Raw genomic sequence first — 18777 nt, 5'->3', positions numbered from 1 at the left:
CAAAGGGGCTATATCTTTATAAGAGCCCCTTTGATTTGCTAAAAGGAGCATTCATATGAAAGTATTAGAGGCCCACAATATTACAAAAATATTTCCAGGTGTAATAGCTTTGGATTCAGTAGATGTTTCTTTTGAATTAGGTGAAATCCATTGTATTATGGGTGAAAATGGCGCTGGTAAAAGTACATTAATCAAATGTTTAACAGGTGTATATGAACCAGAAGAGGGTAAAGTTCTAATTCATGGCGAAGATGCTATTAAAAATAGAGCGTTATTTGATAAAATTGCTTATGTTCCCCAAGAGATTGACTTGTTTTTGCATATGTCAGTAGCGGAAAATTTATTTTTACCTTATGAAAAATCAGGATTCAAAGGGTTAGTAAATAAGGAAATATTAGAAGAACGAGCTGTAGGGATATTAGAAAAGTTTAATATTAGAGTTGAACCGGATGTTTTAGTGAAAGATATTTCCATATCACAGCAGCAATTACTTCAAATAGCTAGAGCTACAGTTCATGAAGAATTTGAAGTGTTAATGTTAGATGAACCAACAACTAGTTTAACAACTGAAGATACACAACTATTATTTGACATTGTTGAACAAATTAAAAAAGATAATAAAGCAATTATCTTTATATCTCATAAATTAGAAGAAATATTTTCATTAGGAGATGTAATCACTGTATTTAGAAATGGGAAAAAGGTTGTCTATTCTAGGTTGAAAAGTATTGATATACCTTGGGTTATTACTCAGATGACTGGTCGTAAAGTAGACCAAACACAAAAATTTTATTCAACAAAGGTGAAGAATGAAAAGCTGTTGGAAGTAAAACATTTAACTGGCGAAAGATTTAGTGATATAAGTTTTGACTTAAAAAAAGGTGAGATTCTAGGATTCACAGGTTTAGTTGGTGCAGGAAGAAGTGAACTGATGCAAGCAATTTTTGGATATTTACCAGTATATTCAGGATCTGTTGAATTAAATGGCAAGGATTGGGAATTAGGTAACACGAATTATTCAGTAAAAAATGGTTTTATTTATCTTCCAGAAGAACGTAAAGCACAAGGAATTCTACCAGTATTGAGCATACGTGAAAATATCAGCGTTTCTATACTTGATAAGTTAAAGAGCAAAATGGGGATTTCTAAAACAATGGAATCAAATATAGCACAAAAAGTAATTAATGATTATGAAGTGAAAACTACAGATATGGAGAAAGAAATAAAGTTTCTAAGTGGTGGTAATCAACAAAAAGTTATTATTGGAAGATCTATGTGTTGTAATCCAAAGGTATTAGTTTTCGATGAACCCACAAAAGGTATTGATGTAGGCACAAAAGCTGAGATATATCGCATGATGAAAGAACTTGCTGAAGAAAAAGGTATTGGAATAATATTGATCTCATCAGAAATGGAAGAAATCATGAAATGCTCCAATAGAATCATTGCATTATACAATGGTAGAAAAGCGGGTGAATTTGATATAAGTGCTGATAAAGAGGAACTTTTAGGTTCTATTATTGGCGTGAGATAGAATAAGAAGGAGTCGTTTATTATGAGTGAAAAAATAATAAAAAAGAATATCACGTTTATTAATTCATTAAAAAAAAGCAATATGACTGCTATTGGAGCAGTACTTATACTAATGATTGCATTAGCAAGTATTTTTTCACCATACTTTTTGGATATCTATAATTTGCAATCTCTTGTTAGAGATTTAGCATTTATCGGTATGATTGGTATTGGTCAATCTCTGCTATTGCTCATTGGAGAATTAGATTTATCCGTAGGTAAAATTGCATCTTTAAGTGGAATTATGTCAGGTATGATGATGATGAACTGGGGATTAAATCCCTATTTAGCTCTTATTGCGGGATTAATCGTAGGATTAATTTTAGGATATACCAATGGATTGATAATTACTAAATTAAGATTAAATGCAATGGTTGCTACCATTGGTATGCAAGGTGTTTATGGAGGTATTAACTTGGTATTAACAAAAGGGAAAGCCATTACGGGTATACCATCAACTATACATTTTTTAGGTAAAGGCAATCTTGGACCTATTCCAATTCCTTTTGTTTTTACGCTTATAGTACTTGTTTTAGTTATGTTCTTAATAAAAAAGACTAAAACAGGTAGATATATTTATGCCATTGGTAACAACAAAGAAGCAGCAAAGATTCTTGGTATTAAAGTAGATAAAATTCGTGGTATGATCTATGGAATGGTTGGATTAATATCTGCTTTAGCAGGCATATTATATGTTGCTAGATTAGGGTCAGCCCAATCTTCTATTGGTCAAAATTGGCCAATGAACTCAATTGCAGCATCGGTAATTGGTGGTGTTGCATTAACAGGTGGTATTGGTAATCCAGCAGGTGCACTTATTGGTGCAGCTATAATCAGTATTATACAAAATATGATTGTATTATTTGGTGTTAATGTATATTGGCAGTCCGCAGTTAGTGGCTTTGTAGTTGTAATAGCTATTTCATTCAGTTCTCTTTCTACAATTATTAGAGAAAGAAAACAAAGAAAAATTAAAGTTACTAAGGTTTCATAGATAATATATAAAATAACTATTAAATTATATTTCATTAACTGGGGGTTAGAATTTTGGAAAAATATTTTATCGGAATTGATTCAGGGACTACAAGCATTAAAGCGGTACTGTTTAATCTTAAAGGAAAAGAAATAGCTAAAAAAGCATTTGCACTTACAGGTATCTTTCCTAAGGAAAATCAGTATGAAGAAGATATGTATGAAATATGGGGGAAAGCAAAGCTTTGCATAAAAGATATTACTTCTAGATATTCCAAAGATAATATTGTTGGGATAGGAATAACAGCTCAGGGTGATGGTCTTTGGATGGTAGATGAGAATATTGAACCTGTGCGTAATGGATGTTGCTTTTGTGATGGAAGAGCTAGTGAATTTGTTGATGAATGGGTTAAAGATGGAACTTGTGATAAACTTTTTGAATTAACTGGGACTCGTATTTTTACTGGAAACCAAAACGGTATAGTTAGATGGATGGAAAAGTATGAAAAAGAAAATCTAGATAAAAGTAAACATTTGTTACATCTAAAAGACTATTTATTTTATAAATTCACAGGAGAAATAACAACTGATGCTACTGATCAATCACTCATTATGATTAATCAGAAAGATCGTACATACATGGATGAGGCATTCAAAATATGCGGTATAGAAAAATATCGTGATAAATACCCTCCAATAAAAAGTGCAAAAGAAAATGCGTTTCATATTTTAGGAGAACTAGCAGATGAGTTGAAATTGAATAAAGATGTAATTGTAACTTCAGGTCCTATGGATGTAGGAGCCTGTGCACTTGGCAGTGGTGTTATTCAAAAAGGACATTGCTGTTCCATAATTGGAACGGCAGCATTACATGAAATGGTCATTGATGAACCTTTAAAAGATAATATTAAAGCTGGAATGACGGTTGCACATGTAATGGAAGGAAAATGGTTGCGTTTGATGGCATCTCTTGCAGGAACACCGAATTTGGAATGGATGTTAAATACTATTGGCAAGCAGATAATAATTGATGCAAAGGAAGCGGGAGATAATGTTTATTCCTACATGGAGAAAGTAATTGAATCTGTTCCTATTGGTTCTAGAGGAATAATGTATCATCCTTATTTGTTAGCGGGTGGAGAAAGAGCACCTTTTACTGATTCAAGGGCACGAGCTAGTTATACAGGGATCAGTGTAAAACATACGCTAGATGATATCATAAGAGCAACTTATGAAGGTGTTGCATTTGCTATGCTGGATTGTTATCAACATATGCCTTTAAACATAGAACAGGTTACTATATGTGGCGGAGGAGCCAAGAGTAATATATGGTGTCAAATGTTTGCAGATGTTCTTGGCAAGAAAATTATTACAGTGAAAGGAGAAGAATTAGGAGCAAAAGGTGTAATTATTAACAATGCAATAGTACAGGGCTTTTATAAAGATTATTTGGAAGCAGTAGAAGAAACTGTTGAGGTTAATAAAATTTTTGAGCCTAATATCATTAATCAAAAAAAATATATGGAATACTATGGACTTTATAAACGAACTTATCAAGTACTACAAGAGACATGGAAATTAAGAGAAAAATTAATTAAAAAAGAGTGGTGATGTTAATATGATTTATGAAGATGAAAGAGCCACAATTATATCAGTTTGCAAGCTAATGCAAAGTATAGGCTTTTTTCTAGGTACGTGGGGAAATATTAGTATGCGTTTGAATAATCATATTTTATTGACTCCAAGTAAAGTTAATTATGATACTATGAAACCAGAAGACATGGTGGTAATTAATATGTCAGGGGATATAGTAGAAGGTAATAGAAATCCCACTTCTGAAAAAGAAGTACATAGACAGATTTATTTGCTACGTGATGATGTAAAAGCTATTATTCATGCACATACCCCAAAAGCTATGGCAGTAGCAGCTTCTAGTGCAAAAGAAGTACCTTGTTTGGTTGAAGAAATGTCTCAGTTACTAGGGGGGAGTATACCTATTACTTTTGCATATGTTCCAGCACAAGAGCATGAGAAGTTAGGAATGGCAGCTGCAGAATCAATTGGAGAAAAAAATGGTGTGATTCTAAAAAATCATGGACCAGTTGCTTGTGGTAGAACAATGGATGAAGCTATTCTTGTTTCAAAGGTTATTGAGAAAGCATGTGGAATTTATCTGGATATTACTGATAAAAATGATATGCAGAAGATATCTGATTGTTATATTAGATCTGAAAGGCATAGATATCTATATAGCTATGGGAAAGAGAGAACTTAATAAAATAATATAAAATATTAGAAAGGATTAAAAAATATGGACTATAAAGAATTGATAATTGAATCAGGTAAAAAAATGTATAAAGGAGGTTTTACAATTGAAACATGGGGAAATATAAGTGTTAAAGATCCTAAAACGAATTTAGTGTATTTAACACCAAGTGCAATGGATTATATGGATTGTACTACTGATGATGTTGTAGTATGTAACCTTAATGGTGATATTGTTGAAGGAAAAAGAAAACCCACAATTGAAACTGAACTTCATTTAAGTGTATATAGAAATAGACCAGAAGTTAAAGCTGTTGTTCATACCCATCCAGTATATTCTTTAATATTTTCATGTATGGGAGAAGAAATTCCTCTATTCCTTGATGAAGCAGCGCAAACATTAGGAGCCCCAGTAAAAACTGCAAATTATGCATTGCCAGGATCACAAGAACTTGCTGATGAATGTATTAAAGCATTAGGAAAAGAAGCTAATGCATGTTTGCTTCAGTCTCATGGAGCTGTTTGTGTAGGTGAAAATATGGAAGCTGCTTTCAAAGTAGCTAAAGTTCTAGAAGTTACAGCAGAAGTTTATCAATTAATTAGGTCTGTAGGAGGGAAACCTATACAGTTATCTAGTGAAAATATTGAAGCGATGAAAGATTTTGCTAAGAATAAATATGGACAAGGTAAATAAAGTTTAGTGTAGATGTTATCACTATATATTATATCTAACAAAAAAACGGCAATACCCAAATTTTAGTTTTGGGTATTGCCGTTTGATTTGAATCAAATGTTATTATTCAATGACTTAATATTTCTTAGTGGATTCTTAAAAATTTACCCCTTTATTAGAAATTTAGAATATGACAGAAAAACTTCTGGTATTACAATATTCATATATAAAAATTATATTATGACTAGGAGGTTTTTTTATGTTTAGAAGAATTATGAGATTCATACTTGTTTCAACAATGATTCTATCATTAACTGCTTGTGGAGGAAATAGTTTGGATAGTTCTTCAAAATCAGAATCAGGAGGGGATGTATCCAGTGATAAAAATGATGGATCCAAAGAAAAATCAGTCATTACTATCACATATAGAGAAGATGGACAAGGAGAAAAAGCACCCAACTACACATGGATAAAAAATGCTTATGAAACTTGGGATATGAAAGATCAAGTTGAATTGGACCTAGCTCCAATCAGTGCTAGTGAAGGAGATTATTTTGCCAAAGTCGCATTACAGTTACAATCACCAAAAACTGCTCCCGATCTATTGACTGAGGATTCTTTCCAATTGAGTGCTGATGTTGAAGCAGGTTATCTCACAGACATATCAGATTATGTAAAAGATTTTCCTGATTTCCAGGATGGAAAATTCTATGAAAAGATCATAGATGGATACACAATTGATGGAAGAGTGTATGCAATACCTTATTCAGCTGATACTAGAGGACTCTGGTACAATAGAGAATTACTAGATAAGGCAGGATACAGTTATCCATGGCAACCTAACAGTTGGAATGATATATTAGAAGCTCTTGCTGCTATTAAAGAAACATCTCCAGATGTATTCCCAATATGGATGAATGCTGGAGTTGCTACAGGAGAAGGAACAACAATGCAGACATATGAAATGCTTCTATATGGAACAGGAGAGAAATTACAGGATGAGGACGGTAAATACATAATAGAGTCCCAAGCGATTCTTGATACACTTAACATGCTGAAAACCATATTTACAGAAGGTTATGGACCTGACCTTAGCTTAGTATTGAATGGTCAGACTTCAAACACATTATATAGTGAATATTTCACAAAAGGAAAAACAGCTATATCTCTTGATGGAAACTGGGCTGTAGGAAGATTCAATGAAGACGGAATGAATCCATGGCCTGGATATGAAGATAAGATCGGATTCGCTGCCATGCCAACACAAAAAGGACAAGAACCTGGTTTCATAACCATGTCAGGTGGTTGGGGATGGGCTATCCCAGAAAATGCTGACAATAAAGATGTTGCATTCCAGTTCATGAAACATTTGATGAGCTATGATCTATACCTTAATGGAATATGTACAAAAGGTAATATTACAGTAAGAAAAGATATAGCTGAAGACGAAAAATATGCTAATCAACCATTTTATTCAAAAGCATCAAGTCTTCTTGATGGTGCATACTTCAGACCAAAAGAAGCAAAATATGCACAGGTTTCAACAGCTATCCAGACAATGGTTGAATCAGTCGTTACAGGAACATCTCCAGAGGATGCAATTGCCACATATGGAAGCGATGTAATTAGAATGGTTGGAGAAGAGAATGTAGTCAGAAAATAGAGAGTAACATATGATGAGACAAGGAGAATCTTTATGATTAGAGAAAGCAGAGGACTAGGAGATGAATTAAAGAAATCCGTATTACTTACACCTGCTGTATTAGTGTTGATACTTTTTTTCCTCATTCCCATATTCCTTACCGTATACTATTCATTCACCAATTTGGCACTGAATGGGGAAGGGGCTAGAAATGTTCAATTCATTGGATTAGAGAATTATTCTAGGATGATGACTGATCCGAATATGATAAATAGTATTGTGACCACTTTGATTTTTTTAGTGGGTTCATTGATTGGTCAACAAATATTAGGCTTTTTCATCGCTCTTATGATGAAAGGGAAAAACAGTAGATTCAGATCGATCATAGGACCTTTCTTCCTAGCAGGTTGGATTATGCCAGAAGTAGTTGTTGCCCTATGTTCATTTGCATTTTTTGATAGATCAGGAACACTTAATGCCATATTGCAGTCAATAAATATTCCAATGGTTGAGTGGCTTTACAAATATCCTCTTTTATCAGTAATTATTGCTAACGTTTGGCATGGAATGGCTTTCAGTATGATTAATTTCCAGTCGGCACTGGATAATGTACCTGGAGATATAGAAGAAGCAGCAAGGGTTGATGGAGCGAATTATTGGCAAAGGTTATTTTATATAATCATTCCGCAGATAAAGAATACGATAGCTACCAACACAATGTTGAATACTTTGTCTACACTTGGCGTATTCGGTTTGATATATACTATGACAGGTGGTGGTCCTGGTGTTGCAACTCAAGTTCTACCCATATTCATGTATAAACAGGCTTTCGTAAGTTTCCAACTAGGTTATGGTACAGCTATATCTATGGTATTACTTGTTCTGGGGTTAATATTCAGTATACTATATGCACGGATTGTTGAAGATTAGGAGGGAAGACATGAGAAAATTTATAAAAGACGGAAAACTGCCATATATCATATTGTCAATAATGGCACTACTGTTTGCTTTGCCGCTGCTATGGGTTATTTTTGCTTCCTTTGATGTTAACGCCACTCAAGCTTTTAAGATACCTACTGATTGGACTATAGGAAACTATATAAATGTGTTACAGGATAAATTGAATCAGCAAGCTTTTGGAGTAGGGTTATTAATATCAGCGATAGAAGCTGTATTGGTCGTATTAATCGCTGGATTAGCGGCTTATCCACTTTCAAGATATGAACTTAGGTATAAGAAGATGTTTATGTATACTATTCTACTTATGACATCTCTACCCATAACAGCTGTAATGGTTCCAGTTTATAAGCTATTCCTTAGCATGAACCTGTATGACAGCATATTCGGTGTAATCATTTTCATGACTGCTTCTGCATTGCCTTTTGCCATCTGGTTAATGAAGAACTTCATGGATTCAGTACCTATTGAACTTGAAGAGGCGGCTTGGGTAGATGGAGCCAATGTACTGACAAGTATCAGATTGGTTATTGCTCCCTTGATGTTACCGGGAGTATTAGTTGTTATGATGGTAGCATTCACCACAGCATGGGGTAACTTTCTGGTACCTTACATATTGTTGAACACAGTAAGCAAATATCCCGTATCAGTGAAATTGTATCAGTTTTTCGGACAAAATGGATTGGTTGTATATGGAGAGCTTGCAGCATATTCTGTCATTTATGCTACACCAGCAGTTATATTATACATCCTATCTCAGAAATATATGTCACAGGGATTTATTATGTCAGGAGCAGCGAAAGGTTGAAAATATAGAATATGATGTTAAAATAAGAAGTGTCCAGAGAAAATTTAAGCAGCATCTGCTTGAATTTTCTTGCCTTTTGCATATCATATTTCTTATATAATCTCAGTAGAAAAAAAGACCATCAAATTATAGAATTAAAAATGGACTAATCGTTGGTAGTTAATATAGGAGAAAGATCTGAAATGGTTAATAAATTAAGGATAGGAAGAAAATTATTAATTATTCTTTTATTGGTATCTATTATACCTATTACTGTTCTAATAATAATATTTACTAATTATAGTACGAAAATAATAAGAAAGGGATTGGATAAAAATATAGATTCAAGTATTTCACTAATTTCAGAAAGCACAAAAGCCACATTTGAGGAAATAGATAAGATATTTCATGATTATAATGAAGATGAATCTTTCATAAAAGACATGTATTATATTAAATTGCTGAGAAACGACAGATACAAAAGCCTATATGATAGCTATATGAAATTTCAGGATACTACATACAACTACGATTATATATTGGGTTTAGGGATAGTGAATGGAATCTGTTTTTCTGATTTCTATGATGCCACCATAGATTCTGTAGTCAATACTAACATATTCATAGATGAAAAATACTATAAATTCCTTAGAAGCGGAAGATTTGATAATGATTATAATAAAGTATATTCCAATGTTTTCTACAATGAAGAGATAGATAAACATTTTTTCTTTGTAAGCAGAAACATTGTTGATATAAATAATTATCAGAACGACTCTGTTGGAAACTTGGTTATTGCTGTTGATGCTGAGAGATTTGTTAATATAATAAAAAATACTGATGTGAAAAACAGCAGTTACAACATAATTATTGATGAAAAAGGTTTCATATTAGCGACGAGCCATGAACAATATATAGGTTATAATATATATGACTATGGAACTGTTATAAAAGAAGCTGTGGAAAACTTTTCCAAAGAGAATGATCTTATACCTTTTAAGCAGTTATATATAAAATATAAAAAAGAGAAAAATTATACCATAGTCAGTATACAAGATCTCAATTATCTAAACAAAGATTTGAATAAGCTTGGATTAAATGGAGTCTTGATTGCACTTATTCTTGGTATATTGAGTTTTTTGATAAGCTATTATTATTCCGGTAAGACGGGTGAAAAAGTTCAGGCCATAACTAAAGGCATGTACGATTATTATCAAGGGAATGAAAAGGTGAAGATAGAGCTTGAGAGTAATGATGAATTCTCTGAGATAGCCAATAGGTTTAATGATATGGTCATACAAATCAACAACGCTAAGGCAAAAGAGCTGATGGCATTGTCAAAAGGAAAAGAGGCAGAAATAAAATCACTTGAAGCTCAGATCAATCCTCATTTCATCTACAATACCCTAGATGCCATAAACTGGGTAGCTATAGAGAATGAAGATTTTGTTGTCAGTAGAATGGTTAACAATATGGCAGCATTCCTTAGATATACAATACATGACTCCAATGAAGTGGTGACCATTCGTACGGATATTTTGTACTTGAAGAAATATATGGAATTACAGCAAGAAAGATATGAACATGCCTTTGAATATGAATTACATATTGATGAAGAGGTATTGGATATTAAGATCCATAAATTGATTCTACAACCTTTAATAGAAAATTCTATTGAACATGGATTTCCTAATACGGAAAATGATACTATCAAAATATATGTAAACAGGATACAAGATGATATTAGAATCAGGGTCTGGGATAATGGAAAAGGGTTACCCATTGAGAAAGTCGAAGCCATAAACAATGGTTTTGAAACATTTATGAACGATAGCATTGGTATTAACAATATCATTACTAGGATTAATCTGTATTACGGCAATAGAGCATCATACAATATCAAATCATATAATATGGAAACATGTTTCGAGATTCGTTTCCCCATGGAATAGGAGGTTAATGATGAACATAATTATAGTTGAAGATGAACCTAAAATAAGACAAGGCATCAAGAACATAATTGAAAAATATACTGACCATCAGATAATAGGGATTGCTAACAATGGTCTAGAAGGATACAACTGTATTAAAGAATCAGAATGTGATCTTGTTATTACGGATATTAAGATGCCAGAACTATCGGGTATTGAGATGCTTGAGCAATTAAGAGAGATTAAACCTGTTAATGCAGTAATTTTGTCTGGATACTCTGATTTTCAATACGCCCAAAAAGCCATTTCATTAGACGTAGAAGAATATATATTAAAACCTGTAGACATGGGAAATTTTCTGCAAACCCTTGAGGATATCGAAAACAAATTGAATAAAAGAACCATAACTAGAGTCAGTGACGAACAATTATTATGGAGTATCTTGGTAACTAAAGAAAATGATGAAGACTTGATATTGGAATTGACAGAAAGATTGAAGATCGATAGAAACACCTTTACGGAAATATACATTTTCTCACCTGAATTTTATACAGAATCAGTGGGTAATAACATTGTTGATGAAGTAAACAAAGTATTTTCAATACACCAAATAGAGAATTACCATTTATTCAACATACCAAGAAACGAAGGGATACTATTATTGAAGAGTGTAGGGGGTAATAATGAAAAGGTATACCAACTAGTGGAAAATACCATTCTGAAACATTTGCTTCAAGAAATAAGTATATGTGTTGTGTACGCGTGTAATCAGGGACTCAATCATATATCCAATAAAGTTAAAGAACTGTTGGATATTAGGCAATATCAATTTCTATTGGGTAATAGACAGATAATCAAACTTAGGACAATCAATAAAATGAAATTAGAAAATATAGAATATCCGGACTATCTGCATGAACAACTCAAAGAAGTTCTCAAGAATAAAGAAATAGAGAAGGCTGTAGGGATTGTAAAGAAATTCAAGGTAAAAGTCATTTATGGGACTCATGAACCCAACCAGATAAAAGAAAATACTATTAAATTCCTTTTGTATCTGTACAGGTGTCTTAATGAGTATTATGGTGTTAGGGACCTGCCTATTGAAATACAACTGCAGAAGATCTGGGATTCATTATATAGAGAAGAATTGGATGATGTGCTGGAAGATGTATTGAGCCATGCTATGGAAAATGAATCCATGGATATCAACAATGATATAATCCTTAAAGTCATAGCTTACATAAGAGTCAATTATAAAAAAGACATAAAACTCTCTGATTGTGCAGAATTAGTGAATATCACACCTGAATATCTAAGCGGATTATTCAAAAAAGAAATAGGGGTCAATTTCGTTAATTTCCTACAAGATTATAGGATAAGTGTAGCCAAGAGGATATTGAAAAGAACAGAACTGAAAATTACGGATATCTCTAGAGAATGTGGTTTTTCTGATGCCAAATACTTCAACAAAGTTTTTAAACGTTCAGTGAAAATGTCACCATCAAACTATAGAAGAGAAAATGTATTATGAAAAAGAATGTATATATCTATGGAGGAATTGCAATATTCATCATAGTTGTCTTTTTGGTATCCATCAATCATGATGATAGTGAAACAGTAGAAGAAATTATTGAGAAGGAAAACGTCAGTATCTTGATTCCATGTGACAATTCTATTATAGTTGAATCCTTTGAAAAGATATGCGAAAAATATGAAACAGAAAACAATATAGAAATAGATATTATAAAAGTGCATATAGATAACTTCAAAAAATATCTATTGACAGCACAAGAAAATGATGAGTTGCCTGATATAATCATATGCAACAACACATATATGCCTTCATTAATTAAGATAGGCATATTTTCTGATACGAAAATCTATATGCAAGATGATTATGAGAGAGTATTCAGCAGTTTTGCACTTGACAGTTGCAGAAAAGATGGAAAGTCCTATGGAGTCCCATTGATAATTGATCCTTATGTATTATATTCTAATGATGACAGATTGAAGCAATTCAATCAACATGTACCAGAAGATTTTGAGAGCTTGTTGGATGTTGCCATGAATACCAATCAGTTTCCCACAGACGGTATTGGGATTTCACTGGCTAGTAATCAATTGGTAACCAATTTCTTTCTACAATTCTTTTATTCTACAGGAGATTCCATCAGAACTCTTAAAAGTGATGGAGGGAAGAAAGTATTTGACCTTCTGAGAGATATGGTCGCAAATAATTTGATAAGCCCAGAAAGTATATATTGGAATGAAAATGATATGGTAAGAGGATTTCTCAATAATGAATTCACTATGTTCGTAGGTAGTTTGAGTAGTTCAATAATCATTGACAAGTCAAGTGAACATATAGATGCCAATATAACTTCGGTGCCTTACGATAAAAAACAAGTATGGCTGGTTAAAGGATATAACATTGGGTTAAGTGCTGATTGTAATAACAGTAGAGCATTAGAAATCTTAGAGTATCTGATAAGCAGGGAAGGCATAGCTGATTTGGCAAGTATGACAAATACTATAGGGACCCGTGTGGATACACCTTATGTCAATGAATATGACATAGATATAAGTTTGACAGACAATAGAATGGTTATTGAAAGATTCAACAATTGGTTTGAAATAAGCAATCATATAGGGGAGAGTATGTATCAATTGATTATAGATAAAGATAACAATGTTGAGAGTAATCTGAACGAGTTACAGAATAGCGTTAGACTGGATATAATCAATGATTAAGTATATAATGATGTGTATAAGTTTAAGGCAACTAGCTGTTTCTGTTATTAGTTGCCTTCTTGTTTTCTTATGTTCATGACAGATTATTGATTATTGAGGCACATAACATATTCTTCCATCACTTCCTGTGATAGGTTCAACTAAATCTGTAGTGTTCTCAAAAGTAAAAATTTCTTCTGTATCAGCGGCAACTGTACCTTGAGCTACTTGGTTGATGATAAAAGTAACTTCACGTGTCAATGGAGTACCAGCTGTTGAATCAGTCAAAAGTGCATAGTAGTAGACGTTAGAGTTAGCAGCATAGTCAAATGCATTAGTGTTGGTGAAAGTAATATCCAAGAAAGCACCCTGCGTCGAAGCATCTAAGGTTTCGGCATTTGCTACGGTTACTTCGATAGCCATATATTTCATCTCCTTTCTATAATTTTATTAGTTGAAAGTTCAAAATAATTCCTTTCAATATTATTATATTGGACATGTTGTAAAAGAGTGATTGATAACGTTTACTTTCTACCATGATGTTGCATATAATGAATTATGGAGGGAAATGTAAATGAGTATAATGGATTTGACTTGTAAAGATTCAATTAGTTATTCAAAACGCTGTAATAAAGATATAGATGGAGATAGTTTGTATTTGGGCAGTTACTATCGTTGTAATTATTTGATCTGTCTATATTTTGCTCTTCCCCGGTATTCGTTTCTACAGAAGCTGAAAAAAGCCTCACTTATTCTATATAAAATGCCAGAAGACCATGATGAACGTAGAAGATATAGAAGATACAACAAAAATGAGCAATATAAAAAGTATAAAGACCAATATATAGTATGTCCGTTAGAAGATTATTTCAGCGCTTATAGTAGTGATTTCTCCATTCCCGATCCTTATTTTGATAGAAAAAAAGAGTTTAGAGATATAATTCATTCATGTTTTACGGAGATTGATATCACTGATATAGTTAAGGATTGGATAAACGAAGAAATAGAGAATAGAGGGTTGATACTACTAGGGAAAAAAGACTCCCATCTGATAACATATGCTTCCAAGAAATGTTCCATATCAAGGATGTGTCCTACCCTAAGGCTGATTTACGAAGAAAAAGGATTCGGTCACGGGTATATCACTATTCCTTGTGAGGTAGGTGTAAAGAGTTACTAGAATAACTAGGTGAAAATCATTAATTCAATCTACTTGAAATCAGTAGGTTATCTTTTTCGTTGTAGCATAGAGATATATTGATATTACTGAATCTATAACCAAAGATAAGCTAATGATAAAATTCTATTTAGAAAAATTTCTAAATAGGTATTGCAAATCTTATTATTTAGTATTATAATCTATTTAGATAAATTTCTAAATAGAAAGGTGATTCATTAAATGGCTATTACAGAAATTTTAAAAGCAATATCTGATCCAATACGACGTGACATTTTAGAACTTTTGAAAGACGATAAAATGTGTGCAGGAGATATTGCCAAAAAATTTGACTTAACGAATGCAACTGTTTCATACCATTTATCACAGTTGAAGAAAGCAGGGTTGATTAGTGTGAGTAAAGAGAAAAATTTTATTTTCTACGAGCTAAATTTATCAGTTTTTGAAGATATCTTGGTATGGATACATCAGTTAGGAGGAAAAGAAAATGAAAAGAATTGATTGGAAAGCATTGTTGATAACCAGTATTATATGTATGTTGCCCATTTTACTGGGAGTTGTTTATTATCAGGCAGTACCTGAACAGGTAGCGATACACTTTGATGCTTACAACAATCCTAACAGCTGGATGGATAAGAATATTGTACTATTTGTTTTTCCTGTTGTATTGGGATTAGTTCAAGCTATATGTTGTATAGTGAATGATATCAACAAAAAGAAAAAAGAGTATAAACCAAAAGTGGAGTACATATATAAGTCCATCTTGCCAGTTATAAGTATTTTTGTTTATAGTATCACTCTTGCGACTCTTTAGGAGCAGAACTTGATTTTAGAAAAATAATCTGCTTTTTCTTAGGAATCATTTTTCTGCTAGTGGGTAATTATATTCCAAAAACCAACAATAATTACACTCATGGTATCAGGCCAAAATCTCTAGTCAACAATAAAAGATTATGGAGAAAGGCTAATAGAACAATGGGTTTTACATTCGTTATACTAGGAATATTAACTATGGTTTCAATAGTATTACCCGTAAACTATTCAATCTATGCAGTTGTATTAACCATTACTGTAGTTATTATTGAGACTGTTATTTTTATGATATTATCAAATTCCAATAAAAAGGAAAAAGTTGTGTAAAAGGAGGAGAGATTATGGATGTTCTTAGGGATAATCTGGTTTATTTATTGCCATTAATCATTTTACAGGCGGCTCTGGCATTGACTGCATTGATACACGTATTGAGACACAATGAATATAAATACGGGAATAGAGTGGTATGGGTTTTAGTTGTGATATTCATTGGATTCATAGGTCCCATTCTATATTTTGCTATAGGAAAAGGTGATGAATAATGAATATACTAGAAATAAAACACCTTTACAAGAAATTCGGGTCGAATGAAGTCATTAGGGATCTGAGTTTATCGGTTCCAAGCAATACGGTTTTTGGTTTCATCGGGAAGAATGGAGCAGGAAAAACCACAACTATGAAAATGATATTAGGATTATTGAAGGCAGATAAAGGTAATATAACAGTTGCTGGAGAACAAGTCGCTTACGGTCAAACGAACACTAACCGTTTTATCGGTTATCTACCCGATGTTCCTGAATTCTATAATTTTATGAACTCACTGGAGTATCTGAAATTATGTGGTGAAATAACTGGTATGAACAAAAAATCCATTGTAGCAAGAAGTAAGGAATTGATTCAATTAGTTGGACTTGAAGATGCCAAGAAAAAGAAAATAGGTGGATTTTCAAGAGGGATGAAGCAAAGATTAGGAATAGCACAAGCCCTTTTGAATGAACCAAGATTACTGATTTGTGATGAACCTACATCTGCTCTAGATCCTGTTGGTAGAAAAGAAATATTGGATATAATGAAATCAGTAAAAGACAAAACAACTATTGTCTTTTCAACACATATTCTCTCTGATGTGGAGAGGATATGTGATGATATCGCTATTTTGAAAAATGGAAAAATAGCTCTTACTGGAACATTAGCAGATATAAAAAGCAAACATGCTGTAGATAGTCTAAGAATCATTTTCCAAGATATGATGGATCAGATAAATTTCCAGAAATATTTTATGACTAATGATACTGTTACAGTAGAAAAAGTAGAGAATAATACATTATTGATACATTCATCCCATATAGAAGAAACCCAATCATCAATTATTAGGGTATTATATGAAACTAAGATTTTACCTGTTTCTTATGAATTGTTGGAGCCAACTTTAGAAAGTTTGTTTTTGGAGGTGGTTGAATGAAAGGTTTTATGGCATTTACTCGTAAAGAGATAATGGATTATACTAGAACATATAAATTGATGATACTGTTGATGGTATTTCTTTTCTTTGGATTTCTTAATCCTATAATAGCAAAATTAACACCAGAAATGTTGAAAGCTTTTATGCCAGAAGGTATAATGATTTCTTTACCGGAACCTACAGTTTTTGATTGTTGGACACAATTTTTTAAGAACGTTACTCAGATGGGAATAATCTTAGTAGTCATAATGTTTAGTGGAATCATGGCAAATGAGTTGATTAAAGGTACTTTGATTAATATGCTGACAAAAGGATTGAAGAGAAAGACTGTAATTCTATCCAAATTTACTGCTTCCGTTATTGTGTGGACAATATGTTATTATACATCTTTTGTTGTCACTTCATTGTATAGCAAATTGTTTTGGGAAGAGACACAGGTTGCTAATTTATTTTTCTCTGTTACTTGTGCGTGGATATTCGGTTTGCTTCTGATTGTTTTCTTGATACTGGGTGGTGTCATATTTAGAAATAATTATGGAGGATTACTATTCACAGTAATCATAGTCGCTATCATGTTCATATTAAATATTATGGAGCCTATAGCTAAATTCAATCCTCTACAGCTTGTCACAGTAAACATGTCATTGCTTACAAAAGAGATTGATGTTTCTGAGTTATATTATTCAGTTGGGAGTTCAGTATTTTTGATGATAATGTTTTTGATGATAAGTGTTATAGTGTTTAATAAAAAACAAATATAAGATACTAGATAAAGGAGATTAACATTAATGGATATAAATAATAAAGTTCAAGAAAACATTGAATTATTACAGCATAAGCTTATGGAATTAGATTCTATCCTAAAAGACGAAATAAAAAGCATAATAATTGATGGTAGCATAATAAGAGGAGATTTCTGTGATGGGTCAAGTGATATTGATATTACCATCACCACATCAGATAATATTACTAGTGTAAAGAATAAGGTAGAAGAAATAATAAGAGATGTACAGAAGGATTTACCTTTAAGACAATATCCAAGAAAGCCATTAATATATGATATCCAATGGCAAGAGATAGACTTAGTTGAGAAAACAGGTAAAAGGAAAATAAATGATTGGAATTCAATGAATATACCTAAGGGTTATCCAAAATTATGGTTATATGCTTTTGATTCCATCAAGCATCACAAAGTGATATATGGACAAGATATCACAGATAAATATACTAGAATTCCATCAAAACATTTTGTTCCTATTCGTATAGAACGTATAGCTAATTCAGTAAGTAATCTAGGTGATAGTGTATCAGCTTATGAAATTGAAAATGGAGGAATAACTCAGATAAAAAATGCTTGGGAAGCCATCAGGTGTATATGTATCGCAAACGGATTGGAGTCTATAAGCAAAAAAGATGTATACGAATTTGCTTCAATACTTTTTAAAGAAAAAGAAGAGCTGGATATTATTAATGATTTCAAAGGATTTTATATAGATAACACTGATTCCAACTTGGTAAAAGGGGATTTCAGAAAAAGACTTAGTGATTTCACACTTCATATTATAGAGAAATACGGTTACTGAAATTATCTTTACATATATAATAGAAGTATATTATGGTGAGAATTAAAATTCATTATTGAGGAAGCATCTATTGAGGATGCTTTTTATTTAAATTAGATAGGAAAATATATTATAATTGCAAAGCGATTACTAGTATGTTAATATATTAGTATATGAAATTAAACCATATTGATATAAATTGGTTTATAATATAATTAATAGAAATATGCAAGT

General features: G+C 32.3%; 20 protein-coding genes. 19 read left to right on the top strand and 1 reads right to left on the bottom strand.

The window, feature by feature from the left end; translation table 11 throughout:
- The first annotated feature begins 55 nt into the window (after positions 1 to 55).
- The 11 genes from QMG30_RS00750 (at position 56) to QMG30_RS00700 (ending at position 13550) form a co-directional block, all read left to right on the top strand.
- Positions 56 to 1534, top strand: a complete 1479-nt coding sequence (locus QMG30_RS00750; RefSeq protein WP_281811190.1) for a sugar ABC transporter ATP-binding protein — start codon at positions 56 to 58, stop codon at positions 1532 to 1534.
- 21 nt (positions 1535 to 1555) lie between these two features.
- The gene (locus QMG30_RS00745) at positions 1556 to 2566 is read left to right on the top strand and encodes an ABC transporter permease (RefSeq protein ID WP_281811187.1); all 1011 of its coding nucleotides are present in this window, start codon (positions 1556 to 1558) and stop codon (positions 2564 to 2566) included.
- Positions 2567 to 2619: 53 nt separating this feature from the next.
- On the top strand, positions 2620 to 4155 hold the full coding sequence (locus QMG30_RS00740; RefSeq protein ID WP_281811185.1) for an FGGY-family carbohydrate kinase: 1536 nt from the start codon (positions 2620 to 2622) through the stop codon (positions 4153 to 4155).
- Between the two features lie 7 nt (positions 4156 to 4162).
- Positions 4163 to 4819 carry a class II aldolase/adducin family protein gene (locus tag QMG30_RS00735; RefSeq protein WP_281811183.1) on the top strand — a complete coding sequence of 219 codons (657 nt, stop codon included), beginning with the start codon at positions 4163 to 4165 and terminating at the stop codon, positions 4817 to 4819.
- A 36-nt stretch (positions 4820 to 4855) separates the two neighbouring features.
- Complete coding sequence (locus QMG30_RS00730) at positions 4856 to 5503, top strand: class II aldolase/adducin family protein (protein WP_281811181.1); 648 nt, start codon at positions 4856 to 4858, stop codon at positions 5501 to 5503.
- 238 nt (positions 5504 to 5741) lie between these two features.
- Complete coding sequence (locus QMG30_RS00725; RefSeq protein WP_281811179.1) at positions 5742 to 7145, top strand: extracellular solute-binding protein; 1404 nt, start codon at positions 5742 to 5744, stop codon at positions 7143 to 7145.
- 33 nt (positions 7146 to 7178) lie between these two features.
- Positions 7179 to 8054 carry a carbohydrate ABC transporter permease gene (locus QMG30_RS00720; protein ID WP_281811177.1) on the top strand — a complete coding sequence of 292 codons (876 nt, stop codon included), beginning with the start codon at positions 7179 to 7181 and terminating at the stop codon, positions 8052 to 8054.
- 10 nt (positions 8055 to 8064) lie between these two features.
- The gene (locus QMG30_RS00715; protein WP_281811175.1) at positions 8065 to 8889 is read left to right on the top strand and encodes a carbohydrate ABC transporter permease; all 825 of its coding nucleotides are present in this window, start codon (positions 8065 to 8067) and stop codon (positions 8887 to 8889) included.
- A 182-nt stretch (positions 8890 to 9071) separates the two neighbouring features.
- Positions 9072 to 10820, top strand: a complete 1749-nt coding sequence (locus tag QMG30_RS00710; RefSeq protein WP_281811173.1) for a sensor histidine kinase — start codon at positions 9072 to 9074, stop codon at positions 10818 to 10820.
- 10 nt (positions 10821 to 10830) lie between these two features.
- Positions 10831 to 12330: a response regulator transcription factor gene (locus QMG30_RS00705; protein WP_281811171.1), complete on the top strand. Its 1500-nt coding sequence runs from the start codon at positions 10831 to 10833 to the stop codon at positions 12328 to 12330.
- Positions 12327 to 13550 carry an ABC transporter substrate-binding protein gene (locus QMG30_RS00700; RefSeq protein WP_281811169.1) on the top strand — a complete coding sequence of 408 codons (1224 nt, stop codon included), beginning with the start codon at positions 12327 to 12329 and terminating at the stop codon, positions 13548 to 13550. The genes QMG30_RS00705 and QMG30_RS00700 overlap by 4 nt, the downstream gene beginning before the upstream one ends.
- Positions 13551 to 13640: 90 nt before the next feature.
- Here QMG30_RS00700 and QMG30_RS00695 read toward each other — a convergent pair whose 3' ends face one another.
- Positions 13641 to 13889 carry a hypothetical protein gene (locus QMG30_RS00695; RefSeq protein ID WP_281811167.1) on the bottom strand — a complete coding sequence of 83 codons (249 nt, stop codon included), beginning with the start codon at positions 13887 to 13889 and terminating at the stop codon, positions 13641 to 13643.
- A 214-nt stretch (positions 13890 to 14103) separates the two neighbouring features.
- Here QMG30_RS00695 and QMG30_RS00690 point away from each other — a divergent pair, with 214 nt between their 5' ends.
- The 8 genes from QMG30_RS00690 (at position 14104) to QMG30_RS00655 (ending at position 18564) form a co-directional block, all read left to right on the top strand.
- Positions 14104 to 14709: a hypothetical protein gene (locus QMG30_RS00690; protein WP_281811165.1), complete on the top strand. Its 606-nt coding sequence runs from the start codon at positions 14104 to 14106 to the stop codon at positions 14707 to 14709.
- Positions 14710 to 14928: 219 nt separating this feature from the next.
- On the top strand, positions 14929 to 15207 hold the full coding sequence (locus QMG30_RS00685) for an autorepressor SdpR family transcription factor (protein ID WP_281811163.1): 279 nt from the start codon (positions 14929 to 14931) through the stop codon (positions 15205 to 15207).
- Entirely contained in the window at positions 15194 to 15520 is a 327-nt protein-coding gene (locus QMG30_RS00680) for a DUF1648 domain-containing protein (RefSeq protein WP_281811161.1), read from the top strand. Before QMG30_RS00685 ends, QMG30_RS00680 begins: the two co-directional genes overlap by 14 nt.
- 59 nt (positions 15521 to 15579) lie before the next feature.
- Complete coding sequence (locus QMG30_RS00675) at positions 15580 to 15846, top strand: SdpI family protein (protein WP_281811159.1); 267 nt, start codon at positions 15580 to 15582, stop codon at positions 15844 to 15846.
- A 14-nt stretch (positions 15847 to 15860) separates the two neighbouring features.
- Positions 15861 to 16061, top strand: a complete 201-nt coding sequence (locus QMG30_RS00670; protein WP_281811157.1) for a PLDc N-terminal domain-containing protein — start codon at positions 15861 to 15863, stop codon at positions 16059 to 16061.
- Complete coding sequence (locus QMG30_RS00665; RefSeq protein ID WP_281811155.1) at positions 16061 to 16981, top strand: ABC transporter ATP-binding protein; 921 nt, start codon at positions 16061 to 16063, stop codon at positions 16979 to 16981. The genes QMG30_RS00670 and QMG30_RS00665 overlap by 1 nt, the downstream gene beginning before the upstream one ends.
- The gene (locus QMG30_RS00660) at positions 16978 to 17742 is read left to right on the top strand and encodes an ABC transporter permease (protein ID WP_281811153.1); all 765 of its coding nucleotides are present in this window, start codon (positions 16978 to 16980) and stop codon (positions 17740 to 17742) included. The genes QMG30_RS00665 and QMG30_RS00660 overlap by 4 nt, the downstream gene beginning before the upstream one ends.
- Positions 17743 to 17769: 27 nt before the next feature.
- A complete protein-coding gene (locus tag QMG30_RS00655; RefSeq protein WP_281811151.1) occupies positions 17770 to 18564 on the top strand; it encodes a hypothetical protein in 795 nt (264 codons plus the stop codon).
- Positions 18565 to 18777 lie beyond the last annotated feature (213 nt).

This window comes from Vallitalea longa, assembly GCF_027923465.1.
In the GTDB taxonomy this organism is placed as follows: Bacteria; Bacillota; Clostridia; order Lachnospirales; family Vallitaleaceae; genus Vallitalea; species Vallitalea longa.
The sequence above is the reverse complement of the archived record's forward strand: the minus strand, read 5'-3'. Positions and strand labels throughout refer to the sequence as shown.

Coding starts and splice junctions, on each gene's coding strand:
- QMG30_RS00750 (WP_281811190.1), top strand. CDS start 56: ATGAAAGTATTAGAGGCCCACAATATTACAAAAATATTTCCAGGTGTA.
- QMG30_RS00745 (WP_281811187.1), top strand. CDS start 1,556: ATGAGTGAAAAAATAATAAAAAAGAATATCACGTTTATTAATTCATTA.
- QMG30_RS00735 (WP_281811183.1), top strand. CDS start 4,163: ATGATTTATGAAGATGAAAGAGCCACAATTATATCAGTTTGCAAGCTA.
- QMG30_RS00730 (WP_281811181.1), top strand. CDS start 4,856: ATGGACTATAAAGAATTGATAATTGAATCAGGTAAAAAAATGTATAAA.
- QMG30_RS00725 (WP_281811179.1), top strand. CDS start 5,742: ATGTTTAGAAGAATTATGAGATTCATACTTGTTTCAACAATGATTCTA.
- QMG30_RS00720 (WP_281811177.1), top strand. CDS start 7,179: ATGATTAGAGAAAGCAGAGGACTAGGAGATGAATTAAAGAAATCCGTA.
- QMG30_RS00715 (WP_281811175.1), top strand. CDS start 8,065: ATGAGAAAATTTATAAAAGACGGAAAACTGCCATATATCATATTGTCA.
- QMG30_RS00710 (WP_281811173.1), top strand. CDS start 9,072: ATGGTTAATAAATTAAGGATAGGAAGAAAATTATTAATTATTCTTTTA.
- QMG30_RS00705 (WP_281811171.1), top strand. CDS start 10,831: ATGAACATAATTATAGTTGAAGATGAACCTAAAATAAGACAAGGCATC.
- QMG30_RS00700 (WP_281811169.1), top strand. CDS start 12,327: ATGAAAAAGAATGTATATATCTATGGAGGAATTGCAATATTCATCATA.
- QMG30_RS00690 (WP_281811165.1), top strand. CDS start 14,104: ATGAGTATAATGGATTTGACTTGTAAAGATTCAATTAGTTATTCAAAA.
- QMG30_RS00685 (WP_281811163.1), top strand. CDS start 14,929: ATGGCTATTACAGAAATTTTAAAAGCAATATCTGATCCAATACGACGT.
- QMG30_RS00680 (WP_281811161.1), top strand. CDS start 15,194: ATGAAAAGAATTGATTGGAAAGCATTGTTGATAACCAGTATTATATGT.
- QMG30_RS00670 (WP_281811157.1), top strand. CDS start 15,861: ATGGATGTTCTTAGGGATAATCTGGTTTATTTATTGCCATTAATCATT.
- QMG30_RS00665 (WP_281811155.1), top strand. CDS start 16,061: ATGAATATACTAGAAATAAAACACCTTTACAAGAAATTCGGGTCGAAT.
- QMG30_RS00660 (WP_281811153.1), top strand. CDS start 16,978: ATGAAAGGTTTTATGGCATTTACTCGTAAAGAGATAATGGATTATACT.
- QMG30_RS00655 (WP_281811151.1), top strand. CDS start 17,770: ATGGATATAAATAATAAAGTTCAAGAAAACATTGAATTATTACAGCAT.